Source organism: Psychrobacter sp. M17(2026), assembly GCF_055699815.1.
Genome location: NZ_CM146741.1, coordinates 853893 through 877192, shown reverse-complemented (window position 1 = coordinate 877192; position 23300 = coordinate 853893). Strand labels below are relative to the sequence as shown.

The window sequence follows — 23300 nt, the reverse complement described above, 5'->3', positions numbered from 1 at the left end:
ATTAATAATTACTTTTTAGCTTAGTTTCTTAGTTATTTTCTGTGACTGGTGAACCCGTAAACTTACTCATAGTCGCTTCACCATCAGCGCTAATGTCATCTTTAACTAGCACTTTTCTGACAGTTTTGACTAGTATTTTGAAATCAAGCCAAAGTGATTGATTATCCACATACCACGTATCTAGCTCGAACTTTTTATCCCAACCGATAGCATTACGACCATTGACTTGCGCATAACCTGTGATACCTGGGCGCACTAGATGACGACGTTTCTGTTCATCGCTATACAAAGGTAAATATTCCATTAATAATGGTCGTGGCCCAACTAAGCTCATATCGCCTTTTATCACATTCCATAGCCCAGGTAATTCATCTAAGCTTGTATTGCGTAGTGCTTTACCAAAGTCAGTTAGACGTTCACCATCGGGCAAGGTATTGCCATCGCTATCTATAGCATCACGCATACTACGGAACTTTACCATCTCAAAAGGTTTGCCGTTGAGACCAGGGCGCGTCTGACGGAACAATACGGGCGTGCCTAGGTTTTTACTAACCTTGTAAGCAGTAATAGCATAGACAGGTGATAGCACAACTAAAGCTGTGGTAGCAGCGGTTATGTCGAAGAGGCGTTTTATCATTGCTATTCCTTATAGTCCTAGTATCTCTAGTAGTCGTGTATTTACTTTATCAGCATCGAACTTCTCTTGCGCTATCCTGTAGCTTTCATCACCCATGATTTTTGTTTGCTCAGGATGCTCTATAAAGTAAATCATCTTGTCAGCTAGCGCTTTTGGATTCCATTTCTCTACTAAGAACCCATTCACACCATCAATCACTGTCTCACGACAACCGGGGACATCAGTGGTAATAACAGCACGCCCTATAGCCATCGCTTCTTGCGTACTACGTGGTACGCCTTCACGGTATGAAGGTAGGACAAATACATGACTATCGGCGATCCACTCTTGCACATTATTGACTTGACCGGGATAGTTGATAATGTTTGAGGAGGTTAGTTCGTCTAATTCTGATTGCTGTAATGCACCTAAGTTAGCAGAGTCTACCTCTCCTAAGACCGTAAACTGTGCGTCAGAGTATTGTTGTTTGACTTGTCTTACTGCGGCTATAAATTCATGAATACCTTTTTCTTTCAACAAGCGGCCTATGAACAGAAATTCAATCGGTCGTTTAATATTATCCATAGGCTGATAAGGGTACTCGTTTAGATTAAGGCCGATGCCTCCTAAAACCTTAACTTGCTTTACTTTGATTGAGTAACGCTCTAACAGATCTTTTGGGTCGTCAGGATTCAAAAAAATGAGTTTATCCAATTGAGGTAAAGCTAGTTTATATAATAGTACTTGAGCACTCTTTATGAGTTTCGTCTTTTTATTGAGACCTTCAGGCTGATCAGTAAAGGTGTACCCTAGCCCTTCTAACATGCCAATAATCCTTGGAACTTTGGCAATTTTTGCTGCTAATGTACCAAAGATCACTGGCTTAGCAAAATAGGAGAACACCAAATCCGGTGCTATGCTTTTAATTTTTTTGGATAAGGCATAGGTCGCTGTTATATCTGCTAAAGGGTTCAGACCCCCACGATTTAGCTGATAGGTAACAGGTATAGCGCCTAATGCTTCTATTTTATTCAATTCTTCTTGAGAATATTCAGAAGTAAATGCGTAAACCTTATATTGTTGCTCTAGTAGGGCTTTAATAAAATCAGCACGAAAGCCTAAGAAGCTTGATGCGACTGTACCTATTATTATAATTTTCATTAATTTACCTATAGTTTTTTAAAATTTTAATTTTCAATATATAGTCAATCTTTTATAAATAAGATACAATACTTTTAAAACACAGATAAAGATATTAATAACGATGACTTATTCCGCAGACTTTCGAGCGCAGGTGATCAAAAGCGTCAAGAACAAAGACATGACTATTCGTGAAGCTTGTACTTTCTATAGTGTTAGCAAAACGGCATTACAACGCTGGTTGAAGAACCCAACTATCAAACAAAATCGGAATAAGCCACCTAGCAAAATACCGAACGACGCACTTCTTAATGATGTTGCACAGCATCCAGACGATTACATGTACGAGCGCGCACAGCGTTTAAATTGTAGTAAGTCAGGCATTGAGATTGCCTTAAAACGTTTAGGTATCAGTCAAAAAAAAGACCTTGGAGCATCCAAAAGCGTGTCCGATCAAAAGAGCGGCGTATCTAAGTAAGCTTGATAGCTTTATACAACAAGACTATCCTATCGTCTATATGGACGAGAGCGGCTTTGAGGCTCAAACAATGAGACCTCACGGCTATGCGCCAATCGGTAGCCCTTGTGTTGACAGCTACAACTGGCAAGCTAAGAAGCGAACTAACGTTATTGGTGCTCTTTATGAAAAGGTGCTATTTGCACTAGACTACTTCGAGCAGAACATTAACAGCAATATATTCTATAACTGGTGCAAACAGACATTAATCCCAAGTCTCAAAACCAAATGCGTGATTGTGATGGATAATGCTCGCTTCCATAAAAATAAGCGTATTCAAAAACTACTAAACAGACATGGCCACCGTATTTTATGGCTACCACCCTACAGTCCTGATCTAAACCCTATTGAAAAGAAGTGGGCACAAGCTAAGTTTCTACGCCAAGGGTGGATGGAGAATAATCTGCCTAAACTATTTCATAATATGGGTTGTATCTCTTTTATTGTGGATTGACTATAGGATATACATATATATAAGTTATACCAGCTTATTATTTTCTAAATATCAGAAGGCTCAGATATAAAATTAATTCATTCTCAACACTACTAAACTAAAAATAGTTAATTAAAAAATTACAGTATCATCAATATTTAATCAATGAATATATTAAAAATAATTTTCCTGATACAATAGATAAATTATTTTTCATAAAATTCTTTAATTTCTTCAAATAATTTAGATAGTAGTAATTTTTTATTTATATATCTGTCTGATTCTTGCCTAATTTCATTACAGCTAATTAAACTTGTTTCTTTACTAAATTTTATAATATCATTAATTAAAGGGGAGCCATACTTATAATATGGGAAATCATTTGGGAAAATATCATAATGTCCTGAATAGACAGGAAGACCTAAAGATAAATACTCTCGTACTTTAAGTGTACACGCCTGACTCATACCTTTTCTATATAATGCAAATGATGAAAGCCCAACGTTGCAATGCTGAGCAATATTAATAATTTCATCTCTATTAAGCCTACCGTGATAAATTATTCTTTTATCGTTAATTCCAGCATTCTTGTCATTCTCACTCACTTCACCAACTATATGTAAAATAAATTTCTCATTCGATTTTTTTATATCTTTAATCAATAGATCTAAGCCGTGCCAATCAAAAAAATAACTAGCAACAAATATCAATTCTATTTCTTTATTTTTATAATCTGGTAACGACTCACTATAATTAATTTCAATACCATTAGGATACAAAAAACTACTAATCTCTTTATTTTCTACTCTAGATTTTTCAAATTTGATAATTTCATTAGTAACACCTATTATGCCATCAGATCTATTAATGCAAGCAGAACCTAAGTACTTATCACCAATATATCTTATATACCCCAAACAGCCTAAACTTTTTAACTCTGGTAACTCCAGAGTATGATGCATTAAAAGAACTTTGGTGTTAGAATTTTTTATAAAATTAAGTAAAAAAGGATCATGTACGCTATTCCTTAATATTATGATGTCATATTGACTCTCATTCTTTTTCAACCAACTATAATATTCTTTACGTAATTTCAACCAATTTTCAAGTTTCCTGAATGGATGTTTGTTTATTCCAAAGCTGGCATATTTTACTACTTCATTTGAAGAATAAATATGTTTCGGACAAAATATCTTAACATCAATATTTATGCTCGCATCTCTCGCAGTCTTGTGCTCAGCCATCATTTGATTAAGAATACCTGGAGAATATGATTGCATAACAGCAGCATGTAACATTTTCATATTTATGCATCCAATAAGTAAGATAGTCTAAAGATATGTAATGAAGTTAATTGCAACTATATCTAGTATAAATAAAAAGTACATCTCTTTTTTGAATACTACAAGTATAGATCAAGCATAATTTTCAACTTATCTAACAACAATAAAATATCGAAAAATAGTGAGGAATTTATATATTTGAAGTATGTTAAATTATGATTAGTTAAATAGTCAATAACCCATACATTTCATATAATTTTATAGCAAAATTAATCCAGTAATTTATTGTATGCAGATAGCATTTTTTTCTCCTGTAATTCCCAAGATAAGGTCATTGCAGCTTTATGTGAATTCTTTTTCATTTGGATTAAATCACCTTTAATTAAAAGATCTATCGTGTCATTAATGCTTTGGATTGAGTATTCGCTAATCACCAATCCCATTTGATTACTTTTCACTAATTTCGACATATCCTTCATATTAGATACTAAAACAGGAAGACCTGCCATCGCATATTCAAAAATCTTGTTTGGCATGCAATAATAGTATGATAAACAAATATTTTCAATTAGTGAGATTCCCACATCAGCAGATGATGTGTATTCTAAAACAACTTCAGGAGCAACAGCAGGTAAAAAATGAATGTTATTATAATTCTTAGAAGCCAATTTTATTTCTTGCTCATATAAACCACTGCCCATAAACACGACAACAACTTTATCATCAGTACGACTCTTAAATGCTTCAAGAACTAAACCGATACCACGACCTTTCATAAGGCCACCTTGATATAATAGAATGATTTGATCTTTTCTTATATCAAGTTGCTCTCTAAATTTATCCTTGCTATCAACAGAGTAAGCTTTTGGTACATTCATTATGACGGGAGGACGTTCTATTTTATAAGCACTCTGATACCAATCAGAAATACTCTCACTTACTACAAACACTAGATCCACTTGTTTTATAGCTCTTTTTTCAAAAACTTTTAGCAATACTTTAACCTTACCAAATACTCCGTTTTTCTCAGTTTCAAGCTCATGTGTATCGTAAACAACCTTACATTTAGTGAGCTTCTTAGCAAGTAATGCAATCGGAAGAACTTCAATTGAGTGAGCGTTAACAACCTCAGGTTTAGTCCTATAAATAAAAAAAGATGCTTTAATAAAAAATTCCATGTACTTTATGCCATGGAAAAACAACTTGAGACTATAAGATGTTAAGTTAGTAGGTAATGAGCTAGCTACTAAGGGTATTCTATGGATGACAATGTCATTCGCAGTGTTGCTCTTTCTGTATGGTTCATCTGAAGTTAAAGCTAAAACTATAATTTCATCAAATACATTATGATTCATTAATGAGCTAGTCTGTTTTATTACACGACTTGCATTTCTAAAATCATTCATACAGATGTGAATATTTTTCATTCTGTTTATTCCTAATTAATATGCAAATTTTGTAAGCATATGCATCTAATATTTTCATATAGTTGATATAAAAATGAAGCGTAATATTTTACTTTTACCTGATTTTTTTACTACTCGGCTACAAATACTGGAATAAAGAATTTTTTTATTTACACTATAAAACTAACAAGTGGTTTTTAGTTAGTTGTTCATTGTAAGTATGTAAAAAACCAAGTAAAAACCATGCGTTGTACCACCCGTAAGGTTTGGTTAATAGCATGGCTATTACTATATATAATGATAAATTGAAATATATAGCCGAGTTGAATATATGTCTATTTTTATAAGACTTATAAGCTGTGACTAAAGGAACGATAATAAAGAAAATTAGTGAGACTATAAAAGGTAATAATCCAAAGGTTTGCCAGTAAGAAAATATATTATGTATATAAGTTCCAATATTATTATTCTCTTTAATGACCCCTCCATAGTCACCAAGAATAGGTGACTCCAAAGTTCTTTTTAGTCCAGTCTCAAAAAGGGAATCTCTAGCTACTTTAGAACTATCATCATTTATGCCTGTAAAAATAGCAAACATTCTTGAGTTGGATTCTAATATGAATTCAAAGTAGCTACTACCTAGTAATCCAAAGAAAATCAATATCAAGATAAAAAAACTAAAGATGCGAACTTTAAAGCTGTTATAGAATGCTTGATAAACGACAAAGATAACAATAAATGCATATAATGATGATCTAGAATTTAATATAATTAGACCTAGAGTACCAGCTAAGAACAGTAAAAATTTATAATAATTATTTTTCGTATACGATATAAAGAAAATAAGGTATATAATAAATAAATCGGATAAAGCTAGGTAAACTCCGGATTTATTACTATCTATTACGTCATAATTAATTGTAAATGTTTTTAAATTCGCAATAGTGGTGATTGCCAAAAAAGTAAAACCCAAGGTAATATAGGAAAACCAATTTATTTCAAACTTTGAATTTCTACCATACATGTATGCAATAAAATATAATGGATAAAGGTAATAATGATATTCGGCTAAACTACGGCCATAGCTATCTATTAGATCTCCAGTAATAAAATGCAATGTCGTTAGAGCAAAACAATAAATAATAAATAATAATACTAATGAGTAATTTGTATCAATTTTTATTTTTTTACTAAACAAAACTATATAAGTAACTATAGAGATTAGAATTAAGCTTTGAGCCCCTACTATAAATGACTTTCCAGTTACTAAGTAAATCCACAATATAATATTTACGGGTATATACATATAAAATAAGTATTTTTTATACGATTCTAATATTTTACTAAATTTCATAATTTTTTATCTTAGAAAGCAACTGATTAGCATCAGAAAATTGTAAAATGCACAAATGATATTAATAATAAAATATTTTCGAATAGTATCATTTCATATATAAATTAAAAATTTAACACTTTTTTAAAACTATCAAGACTATTAATAGATATAAAGAATAGAAGACAAACCCAGAAATGGAGTATATTTCAGTTATATATCCTTGGAAGTATAACCCTCCAATCATAACACTGCCAATTCTTAATAAGAAACCTGTGAACTGCAATACCATTGCTAACTTTTGATGATTAGTTATGTGTAATGTCATTGACACAGGGGATGTTATGAATTGTACTAGGAACCAAGGAACCATCCAAGATATTATTATTCCAGTGCGTTCCCAATTTTCTCCTAGTATTAATGGGATAATGAAAGGAGCGCTAACTCCAGCAAAGACTATGGGAATAGTACCTATCTTCAATAAGGTTATAATAATATTATGAGTAAATTCTTTTAAAAGTCCTTGCTCATATTTCTGTGCTGCTTCAGATATATATACTTGAGCAACTGCACCACCAATGAGACTGATAGGCATTGATAGTAATCGCGTAGCTAGCATAAGAAATCCTGCTTCTGAACCAATTGCATAATATGCAATCAAGATAACAGGGATTTGGGTAGCTCCTGTATTTGCAAATGATTCTAAAACTGAATACTTAGGAAATCGATCATATTGCTTAAATGTAGATTTTAACTTTTTAACGTTTATTACTCGAACTAAATGCAAATGATTATTTAAAAAGTAACGGCTTAAGCCTACAATCCCACCACCAATATTTATTAATTGGCCTATTAACAAACCAAGAGGAGCTATTCCAGCGTATCCAAAACCTAATTGAGTACCACTTCCACTCACGGCTTGACTCAAGCGAGTTTTCGCCACTAAAGAAAAAGCTTTATTTCTTGTAGCCCAATATTGCAAAGCTTTATAGATGCCAGCAAAGAATACGCTCAAAGGTATTAACCACATAAACCCTATAAGCTGTCCATCAGTTGCCTTATTTATCTGATTTGATAATAAAGCCACTATAGCAACCGTCAAAATTGTTATACATATTACACTGAATAAAGATAAAAAAAGCAACGCTACAGCATCTTCATCCTCTTTAGGAATAGGTATTGCAATTTCTAAACGCAAACACGAAACTACTGAGATCAAAGCTATCACAGAGCTATATACAGCCAGTACATTAAAATCTTCTGGTGAGTAAAGTCTAGTCAAAACAGGAATAGTAATTATCGTTATTAATTGAGCAAAAGCTGTTGCTCCAGCCAAAACACTAACATTTTTAACGAAGTTTCCTTGAAATAGAGTTTTGACTTTTTGTTTAACAGTTTTCATTAACTTCAAATAGGTATCCTTTTAATACTTCAATAATTTTCGATTGATTTTGAATATTCATATAAGGGTGCATCGGCAAACTCATTACTCGCTCAGCAACCGCATCTCCCACTGGCAATACTGCATTAGTATCCGCAACCGCAGGCTGTTTATTCAGTGGAATAGGATAATGCACTGCTGTCGGAATACCTGCCTCATTGAGCTTCGCTTGCACCTCATCACGCTTATCGACTTGGATGGTATATTGCGCATAAGCGCTCGTATTATGCGCCTCAATAAACGGCGTTGTCGTTATACCCGCTTCGCTTAGCATTGTGTTATACACCTCTGCTACCTGCTGACGCAAAGCGATTTCTTCTGCGAATATCTCAAGCTTAGGCAATAATATAGCGGCTTGTAGGGTATCTAGGCGACTATTGACCCCAACTCTGATGTGATGATAGCGACGGTCTTGACCATGGCGTGCGATCTGACGCAGTACTACGGCGAGCTCATCATCATTGGTAAACATCGCACCACCGTCGCCATAGCAGCCTAATGGCTTACTAGGGAAAAAGCTCGTGGTCGCGACTGTACTCAAATTGCAAGACTTCTTACCCTTGTACGTCGCACCAAAGCTTTGTGCTGCATCTTCAATCACAGGTAGATTATATTTAGCTGCGATAGCATTAATCGCATCAAAGTCTGCACATTGCCCATAGAGTGATACAGGAATGATGGCCTTAGTCTTCGATGTAATAGCTGCTTCCAGTTTCGAAGGGTCAAGGTTATAAGTCTTAGGGCAGATATCGACATACACTGGCTTAGCACCCAGTAACGCGACCGTCTCTGCTGTAGCAATATAAGTAAAGCCTGGGGTGATAACCTCATCACCAGAACCAATACCAAAAGCCATTTGGGCAATTTGTAATGCGTCCGTACCATTGGCGCAAGTGATGCAATGCTTAGCGCCTGTAAAGGTAGCTAGCTGATTTTCAAGCTCGCTTACCTCAGGGCCAAGGATGTACTTACCATGGCTCAATACCACTTGAATACCAGCATCTATTTTGTCTTTAATACGTGCTTGTTGAGCCACTAAATCTATAAATTGCATAATAATCACCTGCTTGCGTTAAACTCTTCTTGTATGGAAGCTATTGCTTTTTCATCAAGTTCACTTTTCTCCATACCTCTATCATTCGTCCCTATTTTCTTTGCTGGGTTGCCAGCATATATAGAGAAAGGCTCAATAACTAGTCTTTTAGTGACAATTGCCCCCATTCCGATCATACAATAAGGCCAAATCTTTTGACGCTGGTGAACAATACAGCCCATACCTAAGTTAGAACCCTCCATAACTTCTACATGACCGCCAAGCATAACGTGGCTAGATAGAGTGACTTTATTCCCGATGACGACATCATGTGCTATATAAGCACCTTTCATCAAAAAACAGTCATTGCCAATGTAGGTATTTCTAACAGTCCCAGCATCAATAGTCACACCTCCAGTAATCTTTGTACCTGAACCTATATGGACGGTATGAGGCGTTTCAGGAAACACAGATTTATCTTCGGGTGGATAGCCGATAATACAGTTAGGGCCTATATAAACATCATCTTCAATGACAACACCTTCATGAATGACTGCTGAAGGATGTATTTGCACATTATTATTCATCTTACTATCCTAATAAAAGCTTATTCAAATAAGGATGCAGCTTAGACTCATCTGTGACCAAGTCTTTCGCATGACGAATGTGCTCCACGGTTTTGACCCCAAATCTTGCGTCTTCTAGACCATAACCACGTCCTGCAAGTATCTCTTGATAAGAGATCGTATGCAAATCTGTAAATCCACCAGAAAACTCAATCTCATCACCTTCGATGTTGATTGAACGGTAAGTAGGTTGTTTACCTTGTACACTCTCAGGTAAGTCATCAGCATCGATAGATAGGAACCAACGCACACGTGCTTTATCATATTCCAGATAGCCACCTGCTTTAGTATCGCCTGTATAATAAACTTCATTGGCTACCAAATCGCCAAATATGAAGTGCAACATATCGAAGAAGTGCACACCAATGTTAGTTGCGATACCAAAAGATTTGTTTAAATCACCTTTCCAGCTCTCAAGGTACCACTTACCACGAGAGGTAATATACGTAAGCTCTACATCGTATTTTTCTTCTCGATTAGCAGTAGCGATCTGCTCTTTTAGTTTGAGTATAGCGTCATGATGGCGCAGCTGTAATATATTATAAGCTTTTTGACCCGTTTCTTTTTCTACTTCAATCAATTCATCGAGAATGGCCTCAGTAGGCACTAAAGGCTTTTCACAAATGACATTTGCACCCATTCTCAGACCTGCCGCAATATGCGAATAATGCAGATAATTGGGTGAGCAAATCGAAACAATGTCTATTTTTTGATCTGGTTGCCGCTTAAGGCTATAGCAATAATTACTAAATTGCTCAAACTCTGTAAAAAACTCACTGCTAGGTGAAATACTATCGATTATTCCTACCGAATCATTAATGTCATAAGCAACAGCAAGTTTATTATTGGTTTCTTTAATGGCTTTCATATGACGAGGAGCAATATAGCCAGCAGCACCGATTAATGCAAAATTTTTCATTATTTTATCCTTGGTTTTGTTAGAGACGAATATCTGTTTCTTCTTCTTCAAAGACATGCTTGACGTCATAGACAACATGATTTGGCTTAGCTAATGCTCTTATTGCCTCTATACCCATCTTTTTATAATCGCTATGATCAACAGCTACAACTATCCCATCGTAGTACCCTTTATGTAGAGTATCGATTAATTCGAGACCATAATGATCTACAACCTCTTGCTTATCCGCCCAATTATCATAGACATCGACGTTAATATTAAAGCTTTTTAATTCTTTTATGATATCGATAACTTTGGTATTTCGAGTATCAGGACAGTCGCCTTTAAAAGTAAAACCAAGCACTAATACCTTTGCTTCATCAATATGTATCTTATTACGGGCTAGTTTTTTGACCATTTGCGTAGCGACATACTGGCCCATACCGTCATTGATACGTCTACCCGCTAATATCACTTCGGGTCGATAACCCACTTCTTGTGCTTTGTGAGTCAAGTAATAAGGGTCAACACTAATGCAATGACCACCGACCAGACCTGGCTTAAATTTTAAAAAGTTCCATTTACTACCCGCTGCATCAAGTACAGCCTGAGTATCAACACCAATAATATTAAATATTTTTGCAAACTCATTAACGATAGCAATATTTAAATCGCGCTGAGTGTTCTCAATCACCTTTGCCGCCTCAGCCACTTTTATTGATTTAGCACGATACGTTCCAGCTGTAATAATTGAGGCATAAAGGCTATCGATCAGATCAGCCGCCTGTGGCGTTGATCCTGAGGTTATTTTGGTAATCTTAGTTAAGGTATTGACTTTATCGCCTGGATTGATACGCTCAGGGCTATAACCAACATAGAAGTCCTCGTTAAACTTTAAGCCTGATACGCGCTCTATAATAGGAATACAGACTTCTTCTGTAGCACCAGGATAAACAGTAGATTCATATACAACGATGTCACCCTTTTTAATTACTTTGCCAACAGCAGTAGACGCGCTCTCTAAAGGCGTCAGATCAGGGGCATTATTATCATCTATAGGGGTGGGCACCGTAATAATATAAAAATTATAATCAATAATATCATCTAATTGAGTAGTGAATGTCAAATTTCTAGCTGATTTCAATTCATTATCATCTACTTCAAGAGTGATATCATGACCTTCGAGTAGCTGTGCAACTCGTTTGGTATTGATATCAAAACCGACAACAGGGCGATGTTTACCAAATTCCACGGCTAAAGGCAACCCTACATAGCCTAGACCTATTACTGCTATCTTAATGTCACTAATATTTATCATAATTTATTATCAGCCTAATTTTGTCATTTAATTTAATTTACTGTTGTTATTAGATACTGATTAGTATCCTATTTGTGGTAGCTGTGATCTTTTCTGCTGCGGGTGTTCCTTCCTGATAACCTACCGCATAGCTTTTGAACAGCTCTTTAAGCTACATTAGATCCTGCTGGTTGGCTTTATCAGACAGCTTAAATAAAATGTCTTCAAGATTGCTTAATGGATATCTATGCTCCATCACTTGCATGATCGATGTCTTGAACGCTATCTTCATCGATAATCAACTCTTCATACAGCTTTTCACTAAGACGTAGGCCCATAAATATGACTGCGATATCACTTTGAGGGTTTTTGTCGTCTTTTACTTTACATCCACTAAGCTGGATCATTCGATGAGCTAAATCCACGATTTTGACGAGGTCACCCTTATCCAGTACAAATATCTCGCCACCCTCTTATATCGTGCATAATTTAGTCAAAGAGAGACAACTCGTATTAATATTCAACCCTATTAACATGCAATGTTTATCAAACTCGACTGACAATTATATATCCACACAGCCAATATCTAAAATCGCAATTTTAATTTTGTCACCATGATCTTCCTCAAGAATCGTTATTATGAAATAATATTAGCAGTTATACCCATTTGGATTTTGGGTTTGCCATCGCCAAGTGTCTTGCATCATATCTTTAATAGACCTTTGAGTAGACCAATTTAATTGTTGATGAGCCTTAGTTGCATCAGCATAACAGCTGGCAATATCGCCATCTCTTTTATCTACAATTTGATAGGGGACTTTAGTATTGCTTACTTTCTCAAATGCTTTTACCATATCTAAAACAGAATAACCGCTACCTGTTCCCAAATTCCACACATTATATCCTTGATTTTTGCCTACATAATCTAACGCACTTAAGTGGCCTTCAACCAAATCCATAACGTGTATATAATCACGTACGCCTGTCCCATCATGCGTATCATAATCATTGCCATAGACAGAAAGTTTATCTCTCTTACCTATAGCAACTTGAGCTATATAGGGCAAAAGATTATTAGGAATGCCGTTTGGATCTTCACCAATCATACCACTTTCGTGAGCACCTACTGGATTGAAATACCTTAATGCAGCTACTGACCAAATAGGGTCAGACTTGACCACCTGCATGAGCATCTGCTCTACTGCCATTTTTGTATAGCCATAAGGGTTTGTAGGCATAGACATAGGGCAGTCTTCGGAAATAGGCAAGTTATTTGGATCACCATATACAGTGGCCGAAGAACTAAACACTATTTTCTTTACATTAAATTGCTGCATAGACTGCAATAACTGTAAAGTCCCATTAATGTTATTATCAAAATACAACACTGGATTATTGACACTTTCACCTACGGCTTTTAGACCTGCAAAGTGCAAAACAGAGTCGATATTATAGTTATCAAAAATATCATTTAAACACTTACTATCTCTAATATCACCTTCAATAAAATTACACTTATGGTTGCTCAGGGCTTCGACTCTCTTAATAGACTCATTACTACTATTTGATAGATTATCTAAAACAACTACTTTATGATTCGATTCCAATAGTTTCATTAGCATATGTGAACCAATATATCCCGCCCCACCTGTCAATAGAATCATAAGAATCACCTTGTAATTTAGGATTGGGAGAAATTTTTAAAAGACTAACATCATTTGAACTACATCTATAACTTAAAACTAAGAATATTTATAAGAAAGATGATTTATTATGTGTCCGATTTATATCCTACCACGAAATGCCTAAATTGATTTTTTAGCCATTCTACATCATATAATTTTGCTTTATCATTTAGATCAAATAAAACCTCTTCAAGATCAGCTAATGGAAAGCTTGACTCCATCGCTTGCATAATCAGTGGATGATCGGTGTCTTCTACATTGTCTTCACCGATGATCAGCTCTTCATAGAGCTTTTCACCAGGTCTGAGACCTGTAAATATGATCTCAATATCACCGTCAGGATGCTTATAATTTTTTACCTCATGACCGCTAAGCTGGATCATACGCCGTGCAAGATCTACTATTTTGACAGGATCACCCATATCTAATACAAATACCTCACCACCTTTGGCCATCGCCCCAGCTTGAATAACAAGATTCGCGGCCTCTGGAATAGTCATGAAGTAGCGCGTAACCTCAGGATGCGTCACCGTGATAGGCTGACCTTTTTCGATCTGCTTAGTAAATACAGGCACTACTGAGCCTGAAGAGCCGAGCACATTGCCGAAGCGTACCATACTGATAAGCGTATGATTGTTATTTGGATTATTTTTTTGACTAAGCGCTTGACAGACCAGCTCCGCTAGACGTTTGGAGGCTCCCATCACATTAGTCGGTCTGACTGCCTTATCGGTTGAGATTAGCACAAAGGTCGCAACCTTAGCTTCGATAGCAGCACGCGCACAATGATAAGTGCCTTTGCTATTATTGATAACCCCTTCAAATGGATTGGCTTCAACGATAGGTACATGCTTATAGGCGGCAGCATGATATACGGTTTGAATCTGATAGCGTTTAAGTATTCGTGTTAAATGGTCTTGGTTGGTTACATTACCGATGACAGCGATAACTTCAATGCCCTTGTAAATCTCTTTGCTAGCAACTTTCGCAATCAGCTCTTGATGGATACTATAGAGCGCAAATTCAGATAGCTCATAGAGTACCACAAGCTTAGGCTGATTTTTTACAATCTGTCGGCATAGCTCACTGCCAATAGAGCCGCCCGCACCTGTCACTAGCACACATTTATCAGTGATATTAAGCTGTAACAGACTGGCGACTGGTTGAACCGTTTGACGGTCTAATACATCTAATATATCGACCTTGCGCATACTGCTGACCGTGACTTTGCCATCTGCGATCTCTTCTAGGCTTGGCAGCTCTTTTATCTTAATAGAGATGCCAGCTAATTTGTCGATAATTTGTCTCTTACGAGCGCGGCTAATAGAGGGCATAGCTAAGAATATTTGAGAGATATCAAGCTTAGCAACCAACTCTACCAGTTCATCAGCATCATAAATACGTTTACCCAGTATATAAGCGCCTTTAAGCTGAATATCATCATCGATAAAGGCGGCTACGCTATACTTATGCGAGTTTTTTAATCCCTCTAATAATTCTTTACCTGCTTCGCCAGCGCCATAAATCAGCACACTATCACATTTGTCTTTATCCTGAGAGTCCTGGCGCTGACCTTGCAGGCGTGCTAATAACTCTCGTATAGTTAGACGGCTATTCCATAACCAAATGAAAAATAGAAATAAGAATAAAATTGGTACAGCGCGTGGAACTACAGGTACTAGTTGAAAATAAAAAACGACCTGTGCTGCAACAATCAATACAAAAAATAATTGTAAAACACTACCCATCATTGCATCAAAGAAGCTACGAGCAACACCTTTATAAAAACCAATGAAATATAACCCTACTACTGGGATAAAGGCATACATAGATAAGGTAAACAAGCTAATATGATTACCCATATAGCCGTAGCGAACGGCAATAGCAAAGTACAGAGACACTACAGCCATAACAAAATCAGCTGATATCAAAATAGCCCGCTTACTGCTACGCGGTAATGCTAATAGATATTTAGCACCACGCTGTGACCAACTATCTCTAGTTTCTATATTAGAATTAGCCGATTCATGTGCTTCTGGCATAGAGCATATTCCCCTGATACAACAAATCACTACTTAACTAATGAAATATAATATTTATTACATAATAGCTATATAGCCGTTACATGACAAGTTATCAATGTTTTGACTATCAATTATTGTTTCCGTAGCTATAAGTATAGTGATAACTATATTTACTCATGAGTCCTTGCTGTACATCGTTGAGAATAATGCCATCGACATGAACATTTGCTTTGTTCAGTTGCTTGACAGCATAAGTCACTTGCCCTTCAATCGACTTATTATTACGGATGACCATTAGGACTTTGTCAGCATACTGTGAGAGGATAATAGGATCTGACGCTGCCAAGATAGGCGGGGTATCGATAACAATAAAGTCGTAATGCTGATTGAGCTCAGCCATCATATCTGCAAATTTATTGCCTGATAATAATGATGCTGGGTTAGAGGGGTGTTGCCCTCTAGGCATAAAATCAATATTCGCCATTTCAGTAGGGTGAATAACATCTACTAAGCTGGCACCTTTTGCCAAATAATCGCCTAAGCCATTGTCTTGGGTAGTATTAAACATCTCATGCAACTTACCTAAGCGCATATCGGCATCGATAATTAATACCTTTTTATTAAGCTGTGCAAAAACCTCAGATAAGTTCGAGGAGATAAAGGATTTACCCACTCCTGGGCTCTCCCCTGTAATTAAAATAACTTTTGCCCGATCACCGATCTTACCCTGTGATGGCATCGCAAACATAAGGTTCGTTCTTAGGCTTTTTATAGCTTCATAAGTGATGCCATGACTATCGGTATAAGCCAATAAACGACTGGATGACTGTTTACCTTTGCCCAAACGAGATAATAAGGGCGAGCGTGGAATAGTAGCGATCACAGGTATGCCTGTCTTAGCTTCAAGACGATCAGGATCTTGTACGACGTTTCTTAATAGGTTTTTAATTAATACTATTATTGTCCCAAGCATACCCCCTAATAGCAAAGCTAATATCCAGATCTGTAGCTTTTTAGGCGCTATTGCCTCAAAGGTGCTAATCGGCAAATCAACAATACGTGCAAAACCTGTTTGACCTGCTTTAGCGACTTGCAGCTGTTGATAGTTTTTGAGTAAGGTCAGATAGATCTCTCTATTGATTTCGGTATCTTGCGATAACTTCAAAAACTCTCTTTGAATCTCAGGCAAACCACCGATAGTATTATCTATCTGTTGGCGTCTAGCGTTAAGTACTGCAATCTGCTCGTTGATCTGAATAACCAAAGGATGCTCTTCGGTATAATAAGTAGTTAGATCTGCTTTTTTGAGTCGCAGCTCATTGAGTTGAGCGTCAATATTTGCGTTTTCTGTCAACAGTAGCTGTGCTTCTTGCGCGACATCAATAGTGCCGTTCTTTTCCCGAAAGTCATTGAAGACTGCTTCTGATTCTTCTAGTCTTTGCCTTAATAGTGGAATTTGGGTTTCCATAAAGGCAAGGGTTTTTGTTGTCTCTTCGGTACCACGAGATTGGTTTTGCGCAGTATAAGATAAGATAATTTCTTTAAGTATCAAGCTCACTTGCTGCTGATCTGGTCCAGTCATGGATAACTGGATGATTCCCGTTTGCTTACCCTTCTCTACTACCGATAGTTTACTATTAATGGCATCGGTGGTGACTTTTAAAGACTGCTTAGTAATGTTGACAGTATCGCCAATAGCGGGTAGATCATTGATAGTAATATGAATATAACCATCTACTCCCTTAAATCGCTGCGGCTGATTGAACTGACCTTGAAATTCATCTAGATCATTGCTCAAAGTATATCCCGACTCAGCTCTCGTTAAGGTAAATGACTTATTTAGGTAGCCTTGTGATACATCAAAATGACTAATCTTTGCTTGGCCATCTCCAGTTTTGAGCGCAACGCCCTCAGGCGTATTTATTTGCGAAGGAATACGACTGGCTGCTATGCGATCAACAAAACCGATCTCAGGATTACTAAGACGTGTACGTAGATGTAGTAGGTCGACGACAGGCTCTAAAACCATGCGTGATTTGATCAGCTCCGCCTCTGTCTGTGCAGGACTGGCCTCTGACCCAATCAAGTCTGATATATCACTCCCAAGAGCAGATATCCCTGATGACTTTTCATCGATTTGAATAAGCGCATCTGACTTAAAAGTTGGATTGACATAACGGCTATAGAGCACCCCTATCGCTAGGCCTAATAATGCTAATAATAGGATAGTTTTCCAACCCTTTAGTATTGTCCACAGCAGTGCTAATAGATCTATCTCATCGTTATCATCGCTAGGTTTACTACTAGGGGCTTGCTGCAAGTCGGTAGTCATATCTATATTGTCGCCACTTAAAAGTCATTATTGGTTATTAACCGCTCAATATCTATCGCTTGGTACTACTAAAGCTCAATACTGATAGAGCCTGGTACTAATAAAGTCGAGAAATGATAGCTTAGCTGATTCTATCAGTCCAAGGCACTAAACTGTGCATAATATCTTCTCTAGCTGTCTCAAATGCTGCTTTTTCGTGCCGATGAGGATCTGCAATGTCTTTGTCGATCCAATGACCAATTCGAAAGGTCTTACCACGGCAATGTGGCCAGCGCTCTTCAATCCACTTGGTTTGACTATCTGACATAGTAAATATCAAGTCTGCTGTCATAACCAGTTGCTCATTGATTTGCTTGGCAACATGACTGGACATATCTATGTTGTAGGGATTCATAACCTCTTGCGAGTTAGGGTCAACAGGATTACCTACTAAGGCACCAAGCCCTGCAGAGTCAATATGTTTGTCTGGATACTTGTCTTTGAGTAATGCCTCAGCTATAGGGCTACGACAAATATTACCTACACACACGACTAAAATATTATCAAATGCCATAATGTTTACCTTCTATAATGTGGCGAAGCTTCTGATCGCTGAGGTAGAAGGTAATAATGAGTTGATCACACGGCTCCAACGCGTCAAGCCAGTAGGATCGACATAAAGAATATCATTAGCCTGCATCTCAAAGCGATTGGCTAAAGAGAAGTTGGTGATAGTTTGCATGTCGATGTAATAGATATTCGTCATTCTAAGCCCGGGATTATCACGTACCACATACACCTTAGCCGCATTGGCGGTAAAGGAGTTTAGACCTTGCGATTCTCCTAGCACTTGGGCTAAGCTGATCCCTTGTTCTAATATCGGCACGGGCTTAACTTGTCCAAACTCCCCTAGCACATAGACTCTATTGCGACTTTGACTATTCACATGGATAGAATCGCCATCTTGCAAATAGATCTGATTACCTGATGAGCCTATTTGTCGCAAGGCTTGCAAGCTCAAATCATAGTTTCTACCATTTCTAGTTAATGTAATATTATTAGAGTCACCATCGACCGTAGCACCGCCTGCCATAGAGATCGCGCTGTATAACGACACGGGCGCATCTTCTATAGAAAACTCGCCAGGCTGCTTAACTTCACCGTCAATAAAGAACTTATTACCACGGTAATTGATAATCTTGACTTGAGGGTCTGAGTATTTAAGATAACGTTGTAATCTATTTTGTAGAGTAGCAGTAAAGGTAGGCACACTCATACCACTAGCCTTGATCCGCCCAATAAGTGGAAACTGAATATAGCCTTGTTGATCAACAGGATATCCAGATGCCGAAGGGTTGCTATCATTACCAGTTACAGGTAGTGATCTAATATCAGGGTAACCAACCAAATTGATACTCAAAACATCACCTTGGGCAATACGATATTCTTTCTTAGTAGAGCTATTAATAAGCTGATAGATATCATTAGTAGGTATGGTGACTTGTGGTGCTGGCAAGGTGGCTAAGCTTAAAGGCTGAACCGTAAACTGTAAACCATTCTCAGCAGTAAAGCTCCCTACTGGCGGTAAATCACCTGATTGTAGACCAGAGTTGACAGTCGCACAGCCAGATAACAAACTGATTAGTAGTAAGCTGGTTGCACCTAATAGCTTAGAGGATTGACCCATAATAAAAACCTTTATAAACCCTAGGAATAGATAGTAGTTACCAACAACCAACCAAAGCTGTCTTTATATCAATATCTTATCTGTATTACAAAAAAAGCCATAATAGCATAATTGGTTACGAATTAATAAACTCTTATTAATTAAAAAACACATCTATTATCTTTAATATTCGCATTTTTGATCCAAAGATATATGAGTTCTTATAAACAAATATCCTTTAGTACTTCAATAGTGCTCTAAAATTATAACTATCAAAAGCTGTATTATAGCTATAAATAGCGTAGAATAGCGACCTGCGCATAATGCGTATTATCTACCCTATTCACTACATTGAGAAATGTAAACTATACCGATTCAAGGATATCGTTATGCAAGATGAAAAACTACAAAAAGCCCTCGCTCGCATGGGTCTTGGCTCACGCCGTCAGATGGAAGAGGTGATAAAAGCGGGTCGTGTCAGTGTCAATAATGGCCCTGCTACTATTGGCGATCGGGTCAGCCCTGGTGATGAGATTCGCGTCGATGGTCGTCAGATCAAGTATACCGCTGAGAGCGAAAAACGCCGCCGCGTTATTGCCTACTACAAGCCCGAAGGCGAGATTTGCTCAGCCAATGATCCAGAAGGTCGTCCCACAGTATTCGAGCGTTTGCCAAAACTGACTCACGATCGCTGGGTCATGGTCGGTCGTTTGGATATTAACTCATCAGGGCTGCTATTGTTTACTAATGATGGCGAGATGGCGCATCGCTTGATGCATCCGTCTAATGAGATTACTCGCGAATATGCAGTACGCGTATTAGGCGAAGTCACTTCTGAGATCGCTCGCAACCTGACTTCTGGGGTAATGTTAGAAGATGGTATGGCGCAGTTTGAAGATATCAAAGACGGCGGCGGTGAAGGCGTCAATAAATGGTATCACGTCAAACTAAAAGAAGGTCGTAATCGCGAAGTACGCCGTTTGTTTGAGTCACAAGGTCTCAAGGTGAGTCGTCTATTACGTACTAGCTACGGCAGCATTGCTTTACCAAAAGAGCTACGTACCGGTCGCTTCTTAGAGCTGGACAAAAAAGACATCAACACTTTGACTGACTTAGTCAATATGCGTCCTCGTTATGGCACAGGGCTACATGGCGCGGCCAAAGAAAAGCAAGAGCGTATCAAAAACAAACCGCTCAAAGCGCGTCGCAGTGAGAACAATCGTAATACTGGTGCTGATAGTAAGCCCAAAACTAGCGGTAGCCCAGCTAGTCGCGGTTCGCGCAATACTCGCGATCGTAATAATAAACGCTAGATTGTTTCAATAATAAAAAGGCGCTCAGTGATAATTTATCATTGAGCGCTTTTTTTTAATAATTGATTTAATTTTATTCATAATGAAAAGAGATAGTATGAATGTTAGCCTACGAACTGAGTAAAACATCAGATGTAATATAGGTAAAGGCGACGAGATTTTGACTAGTAATCGGTGGGCTGGGCGCACCCTACAAAAGATAATAATTTATGAATTCACAACTATGTATATTCTAATCTTGGCTATCCATATACTGCTTCATCACTCGTAAGTCCTGCAAATTACTGTCCTCTACTTGCGTCAATAAATCTTCTAAGCGCTGCTCTATGTTATTAAGCAGATTTTGCAAAAGCTGATTGGCCTCAGCCTGTTTGTCAGTGTCACTGCTCACGCTAACTAAATGATGATAACTCGCCAGCGTTTCTGCCAAGCGTGTATGCAGCAGCTTATGTAATACAAACTGCTGCTCTGTTAGCGCAGGGGTGATACTCTGCTGCTTTACAGACTGCTGATAGCTTTGATAGAGGTCTATCTTTTTATCGATGTATTGCAGCTGACGCAATTGTAACTCTGAAAGATGCGTTAAATGATGATTATTTAAGTTCAGATTTTGCCAAATTAAGGTCTTGATAGACAATGGCGCTTGCGGGTTTTGATAAATTAGTACCCCTGGCGTAATACCAACCGCCTTATGCAGCGCATGCCAGCCTTTTTTAGTTAAATAAAAAACAGTTACGGTACTGAGCACGCCCATACCTAGCAACATTAGCATCTTTTAAATTTAATCCTTAACGCTATCTATAACGATAGTGCGATTATTATCTGTAGCGTCTATATTGGCAGGGTTAGTAATCATATCAATCGATTGACGTGCTTGATTTGGAGTGACTGGCGTATCAAAGCGCTGTTGCAAGTAGCGATTGGTCGCTAGTAGTTTTTGTCCATCTTGATGATAAGAGGCGTTGAGCAAGTCATCGAATTGCACATTGATCGTGCCTAGTACATCTAAGAGCGCCTCTTTACCTGTGACATTAGAGTGCTTAATTTTGGTAGTATCAGCGCGCCCGCCATCCAAATCATGCAAACGGCGATAATCAGCGACCGCTTGTGGGATATGGCGATCCATTAAGTTTTGGATCATGATATAAGTTTCATTAACCGTATCTTTATCATCGATCTGCCCGTCATTATTAGTATCGCCATAGATAAGACTTAGCTTTTCGCCTTTTTCATTAATCTGAGCAAGAGCGGTTCTTACATCAGCGGGCAGGCTTTTTTCGGGAATATAACCCAATTGCGGCATAGCTTGATATTCTAGCATTTTAGGGGCGGTAAGCTTTTTGACACCGCGATAGCCCAAAAACAAACCCGCTGCTGGGAGTACCCCGTATAAGACAAACATGATTAACATAGCAGTAACTTGGGTCATTAAGGCTTCCTTTTAATTTTGCGTACGGCTTTTGACATAACGATGGGTTGAGGCTAACCGATTGAGTACGGTCTGATGGAGCTCATCTAATAGCTCATCAAGCTCATAGTCGATCTCTAAAAATAAATCCGTCAGCATATCGCCTGCGGTCATACTGCCTTGTGCAAAATTATTCCTAGTACGATGCGGACTAAAGCGTTGCAGTTGCTCATAGTGACGCAAGGCTTCAGGAATGCTTTCTTTAACTAGCTTATCTATCACAAACTGACGCTCATTGTGCTGCTGTTGCTCATCATTTAGCTCTTCGCTCCAATCACGATAGCGCTTGAGCTTGCCGTTAATACGATCTAATATCGCAACCGCTTCGATAGGCATAGCGTTCAGGGTGGGCTCATCAACCACATCAATAAGTTCAGTCATAATCGGGCAGCGTCCATGTTTCAGTGTCCATAGGGTATCAGGGTCAAACGGAGGGCGATTGGGCGAGCGCCATACTGCGCGATTGGCCAAATATCGATCGGTTAAAGGCGTCGGCGAGCGAATATCATTGACTTGTGCTAGAGCGTCACAAATTCGCTCAACGCGTTTGGGCGCCCTCAGAGCAATATCCGTAACTTGTTCATCTCTGCCGTCAGTAATTATCTCAACCGTCTGCTGCGCATTCTTAGCCGCTTGCGTTGGTAGATCATCATATCCTTGTGCAAATGACTGTAGCATTCTTGCTAAACTTACCACCATAGCCTACCCTGCTCCTCACTGTGAGAGCTAACACTGTTAATATCAACACCTTTGCCAAGGCTCTTATCTTGGTTCCATCTCTAAGCTAATATCTAAAACCAGCTAAACTAG

Annotated in this window: 22 protein-coding genes; 3 read left to right on the top strand and 19 right to left on the bottom strand. The window is 37.8% G+C overall.

Annotated elements, in window-relative coordinates; genetic code table 11:
- Positions 1–28: 28 nt before the first annotated feature.
- Together ACR63T_RS03810 and ACR63T_RS03805 are read right to left on the bottom strand one after the other, a co-directional pair.
- A complete protein-coding gene (locus tag ACR63T_RS03810; RefSeq protein ID WP_472784817.1) occupies positions 29–637 on the bottom strand; it encodes a sugar transferase in 609 nt (202 codons plus the stop codon).
- A 9-nt stretch (positions 638–646) separates the two neighbouring features.
- The gene (locus ACR63T_RS03805) at positions 647–1777 is read right to left on the bottom strand and encodes a glycosyltransferase family 4 protein (protein ID WP_472784816.1); all 1131 of its coding nucleotides are present in this window, start codon (positions 1775–1777) and stop codon (positions 647–649) included.
- A gap of 103 nt (positions 1778–1880) precedes the next feature.
- Between ACR63T_RS03805 and ACR63T_RS03800 the strand changes: the two genes are divergently transcribed.
- Both ACR63T_RS03800 and ACR63T_RS03795 read left to right on the top strand, forming a co-directional pair.
- Positions 1881–2234 (top strand): IS630 transposase-related protein, encoded by a 354-nt coding sequence (locus ACR63T_RS03800; protein WP_472783519.1) that lies wholly within the window; start codon positions 1881–1883, stop codon positions 2232–2234.
- On the top strand, positions 2185–2727 hold the full coding sequence (locus ACR63T_RS03795) for an IS630 family transposase (RefSeq protein ID WP_472783520.1): 543 nt from the start codon (positions 2185–2187) through the stop codon (positions 2725–2727). The genes ACR63T_RS03800 and ACR63T_RS03795 overlap by 50 nt, the downstream gene beginning before the upstream one ends.
- A gap of 185 nt (positions 2728–2912) precedes the next feature.
- Here the strand turns inward: ACR63T_RS03795 and ACR63T_RS03790 are convergent, their stop codons facing one another.
- The 14 genes from ACR63T_RS03790 to ACR63T_RS03725 all read right to left on the bottom strand — a co-directional run bounded on the left by ACR63T_RS03790 (position 2913) and on the right by ACR63T_RS03725 (position 19730).
- Positions 2913–4010 (bottom strand): glycosyltransferase family protein, encoded by a 1098-nt coding sequence (locus tag ACR63T_RS03790; protein WP_472784815.1) that lies wholly within the window; start codon positions 4008–4010, stop codon positions 2913–2915.
- Positions 4011–4258: 248 nt separating this feature from the next.
- Positions 4259–5416 (bottom strand): glycosyltransferase, encoded by a 1158-nt coding sequence (locus ACR63T_RS03785; RefSeq protein WP_472784814.1) that lies wholly within the window; start codon positions 5414–5416, stop codon positions 4259–4261.
- 154 nt (positions 5417–5570) lie between these two features.
- Complete coding sequence (locus ACR63T_RS03780; protein WP_472784813.1) at positions 5571–6749, bottom strand: hypothetical protein; 1179 nt, start codon at positions 6747–6749, stop codon at positions 5571–5573.
- Positions 6750–6861: 112 nt separating this feature from the next.
- The gene (locus ACR63T_RS03775) at positions 6862–8130 is read right to left on the bottom strand and encodes a lipopolysaccharide biosynthesis protein (protein ID WP_472785226.1); all 1269 of its coding nucleotides are present in this window, start codon (positions 8128–8130) and stop codon (positions 6862–6864) included.
- Positions 8117–9226 carry a DegT/DnrJ/EryC1/StrS family aminotransferase gene (locus tag ACR63T_RS03770; RefSeq protein WP_472785225.1) on the bottom strand — a complete coding sequence of 370 codons (1110 nt, stop codon included), beginning with the start codon at positions 9224–9226 and terminating at the stop codon, positions 8117–8119. Before ACR63T_RS03770 ends, ACR63T_RS03775 begins: the two co-directional genes overlap by 14 nt.
- Before the next feature lie 2 nt (positions 9227–9228).
- Positions 9229–9789: a hypothetical protein gene (locus ACR63T_RS03765; RefSeq protein WP_472784812.1), complete on the bottom strand. Its 561-nt coding sequence runs from the start codon at positions 9787–9789 to the stop codon at positions 9229–9231.
- Between the two features lie 4 nt (positions 9790–9793).
- Positions 9794–10747, bottom strand: coding sequence for a Gfo/Idh/MocA family protein (locus ACR63T_RS03760; RefSeq protein WP_472784811.1), 954 nt, complete (start codon positions 10745–10747; stop codon positions 9794–9796).
- A 19-nt stretch (positions 10748–10766) separates the two neighbouring features.
- Complete coding sequence (gene tviB, locus ACR63T_RS03755; RefSeq protein WP_472784810.1) at positions 10767–12044, bottom strand: Vi polysaccharide biosynthesis UDP-N-acetylglucosamine C-6 dehydrogenase TviB; 1278 nt, start codon at positions 12042–12044, stop codon at positions 10767–10769.
- 224 nt (positions 12045–12268) lie between these two features.
- Positions 12269–12448: a polysaccharide biosynthesis protein gene (locus ACR63T_RS03750; RefSeq protein WP_472784809.1), complete on the bottom strand. Its 180-nt coding sequence runs from the start codon at positions 12446–12448 to the stop codon at positions 12269–12271.
- Positions 12449–12673: 225 nt separating this feature from the next.
- Positions 12674–13693, bottom strand: a complete 1020-nt coding sequence (galE, locus tag ACR63T_RS03745; RefSeq protein WP_472785224.1) for a UDP-glucose 4-epimerase GalE — start codon at positions 13691–13693, stop codon at positions 12674–12676.
- Positions 13694–13794: 101 nt separating this feature from the next.
- Positions 13795–15750: a polysaccharide biosynthesis protein gene (locus ACR63T_RS03740; RefSeq protein WP_472784808.1), complete on the bottom strand. Its 1956-nt coding sequence runs from the start codon at positions 15748–15750 to the stop codon at positions 13795–13797.
- Positions 15751–15859: 109 nt separating this feature from the next.
- Positions 15860–18064 (bottom strand): polysaccharide biosynthesis tyrosine autokinase, encoded by a 2205-nt coding sequence (locus ACR63T_RS03735; RefSeq protein ID WP_472784807.1) that lies wholly within the window; start codon positions 18062–18064, stop codon positions 15860–15862.
- A gap of 121 nt (positions 18065–18185) precedes the next feature.
- Positions 18186–18617, bottom strand: a complete 432-nt coding sequence (locus ACR63T_RS03730; RefSeq protein WP_472784806.1) for a low molecular weight protein-tyrosine-phosphatase — start codon at positions 18615–18617, stop codon at positions 18186–18188.
- 12 nt (positions 18618–18629) lie between these two features.
- Complete coding sequence (locus tag ACR63T_RS03725; protein ID WP_472784805.1) at positions 18630–19730, bottom strand: polysaccharide biosynthesis/export family protein; 1101 nt, start codon at positions 19728–19730, stop codon at positions 18630–18632.
- 368 nt (positions 19731–20098) lie between these two features.
- On the opposite strand from ACR63T_RS03725, the gene rluB reads away from it, so the two are divergent.
- The gene (rluB, locus tag ACR63T_RS03720) at positions 20099–21022 is read left to right on the top strand and encodes a 23S rRNA pseudouridine(2605) synthase RluB (protein WP_472784804.1); all 924 of its coding nucleotides are present in this window, start codon (positions 20099–20101) and stop codon (positions 21020–21022) included.
- A 232-nt stretch (positions 21023–21254) separates the two neighbouring features.
- Here rluB and ACR63T_RS03715 read toward each other — a convergent pair whose 3' ends face one another.
- Genes ACR63T_RS03715 through ACR63T_RS03705 form a run of 3 tightly spaced genes read right to left on the bottom strand, consistent with a single transcriptional unit; the run spans position 21255 to position 23189 of the window.
- Positions 21255–21794 carry a hypothetical protein gene (locus tag ACR63T_RS03715; RefSeq protein WP_472784803.1) on the bottom strand — a complete coding sequence of 180 codons (540 nt, stop codon included), beginning with the start codon at positions 21792–21794 and terminating at the stop codon, positions 21255–21257.
- A 9-nt stretch (positions 21795–21803) separates the two neighbouring features.
- Positions 21804–22451: a hypothetical protein gene (locus ACR63T_RS03710; RefSeq protein ID WP_227680351.1), complete on the bottom strand. Its 648-nt coding sequence runs from the start codon at positions 22449–22451 to the stop codon at positions 21804–21806.
- A 12-nt stretch (positions 22452–22463) separates the two neighbouring features.
- Positions 22464–23189, bottom strand: a complete 726-nt coding sequence (locus ACR63T_RS03705) for a hypothetical protein (protein WP_472784802.1) — start codon at positions 23187–23189, stop codon at positions 22464–22466.
- Between the last annotated feature and the right edge of the window lie 111 nt (positions 23190–23300).

Excerpts from the sequence above, each read along its gene's own strand:
- ACR63T_RS03810 (WP_472784817.1), bottom strand. The coding sequence starts at position 637 with ATGATAAAACGCCTCTTCGACATAACCGCTGCTACCACAGCTTTAGTT.
- ACR63T_RS03805 (WP_472784816.1), bottom strand. The coding sequence starts at position 1,777 with ATGAAAATTATAATAATAGGTACAGTCGCATCAAGCTTCTTAGGCTTT.
- ACR63T_RS03800 (WP_472783519.1), top strand. The coding sequence starts at position 1,881 with ATGACTTATTCCGCAGACTTTCGAGCGCAGGTGATCAAAAGCGTCAAG.
- ACR63T_RS03790 (WP_472784815.1), bottom strand. The coding sequence starts at position 4,010 with ATGAAAATGTTACATGCTGCTGTTATGCAATCATATTCTCCAGGTATT.
- ACR63T_RS03785 (WP_472784814.1), bottom strand. The coding sequence starts at position 5,416 with ATGAAAAATATTCACATCTGTATGAATGATTTTAGAAATGCAAGTCGT.
- ACR63T_RS03780 (WP_472784813.1), bottom strand. The coding sequence starts at position 6,749 with ATGAAATTTAGTAAAATATTAGAATCGTATAAAAAATACTTATTTTAT.
- ACR63T_RS03775 (WP_472785226.1), bottom strand. The coding sequence starts at position 8,130 with ATGAAAACTGTTAAACAAAAAGTCAAAACTCTATTTCAAGGAAACTTC.
- ACR63T_RS03765 (WP_472784812.1), bottom strand. The coding sequence starts at position 9,789 with ATGAATAATAATGTGCAAATACATCCTTCAGCAGTCATTCATGAAGGT.
- ACR63T_RS03760 (WP_472784811.1), bottom strand. The coding sequence starts at position 10,747 with ATGAAAAATTTTGCATTAATCGGTGCTGCTGGCTATATTGCTCCTCGT.
- tviB (WP_472784810.1), bottom strand. The coding sequence starts at position 12,044 with ATGATAAATATTAGTGACATTAAGATAGCAGTAATAGGTCTAGGCTAT.
- ACR63T_RS03740 (WP_472784808.1), bottom strand. The coding sequence starts at position 15,750 with ATGCCAGAAGCACATGAATCGGCTAATTCTAATATAGAAACTAGAGAT.
- ACR63T_RS03735 (WP_472784807.1), bottom strand. The coding sequence starts at position 18,064 with ATGACTACCGACTTGCAGCAAGCCCCTAGTAGTAAACCTAGCGATGAT.
- ACR63T_RS03730 (WP_472784806.1), bottom strand. The coding sequence starts at position 18,617 with ATGGCATTTGATAATATTTTAGTCGTGTGTGTAGGTAATATTTGTCGT.
- ACR63T_RS03725 (WP_472784805.1), bottom strand. The coding sequence starts at position 19,730 with ATGGGTCAATCCTCTAAGCTATTAGGTGCAACCAGCTTACTACTAATC.
- rluB (WP_472784804.1), top strand. The coding sequence starts at position 20,099 with ATGCAAGATGAAAAACTACAAAAAGCCCTCGCTCGCATGGGTCTTGGC.
- ACR63T_RS03715 (WP_472784803.1), bottom strand. The coding sequence starts at position 21,794 with ATGCTAATGTTGCTAGGTATGGGCGTGCTCAGTACCGTAACTGTTTTT.
- ACR63T_RS03710 (WP_227680351.1), bottom strand. The coding sequence starts at position 22,451 with ATGACCCAAGTTACTGCTATGTTAATCATGTTTGTCTTATACGGGGTA.
- ACR63T_RS03705 (WP_472784802.1), bottom strand. The coding sequence starts at position 23,189 with ATGGTGGTAAGTTTAGCAAGAATGCTACAGTCATTTGCACAAGGATAT.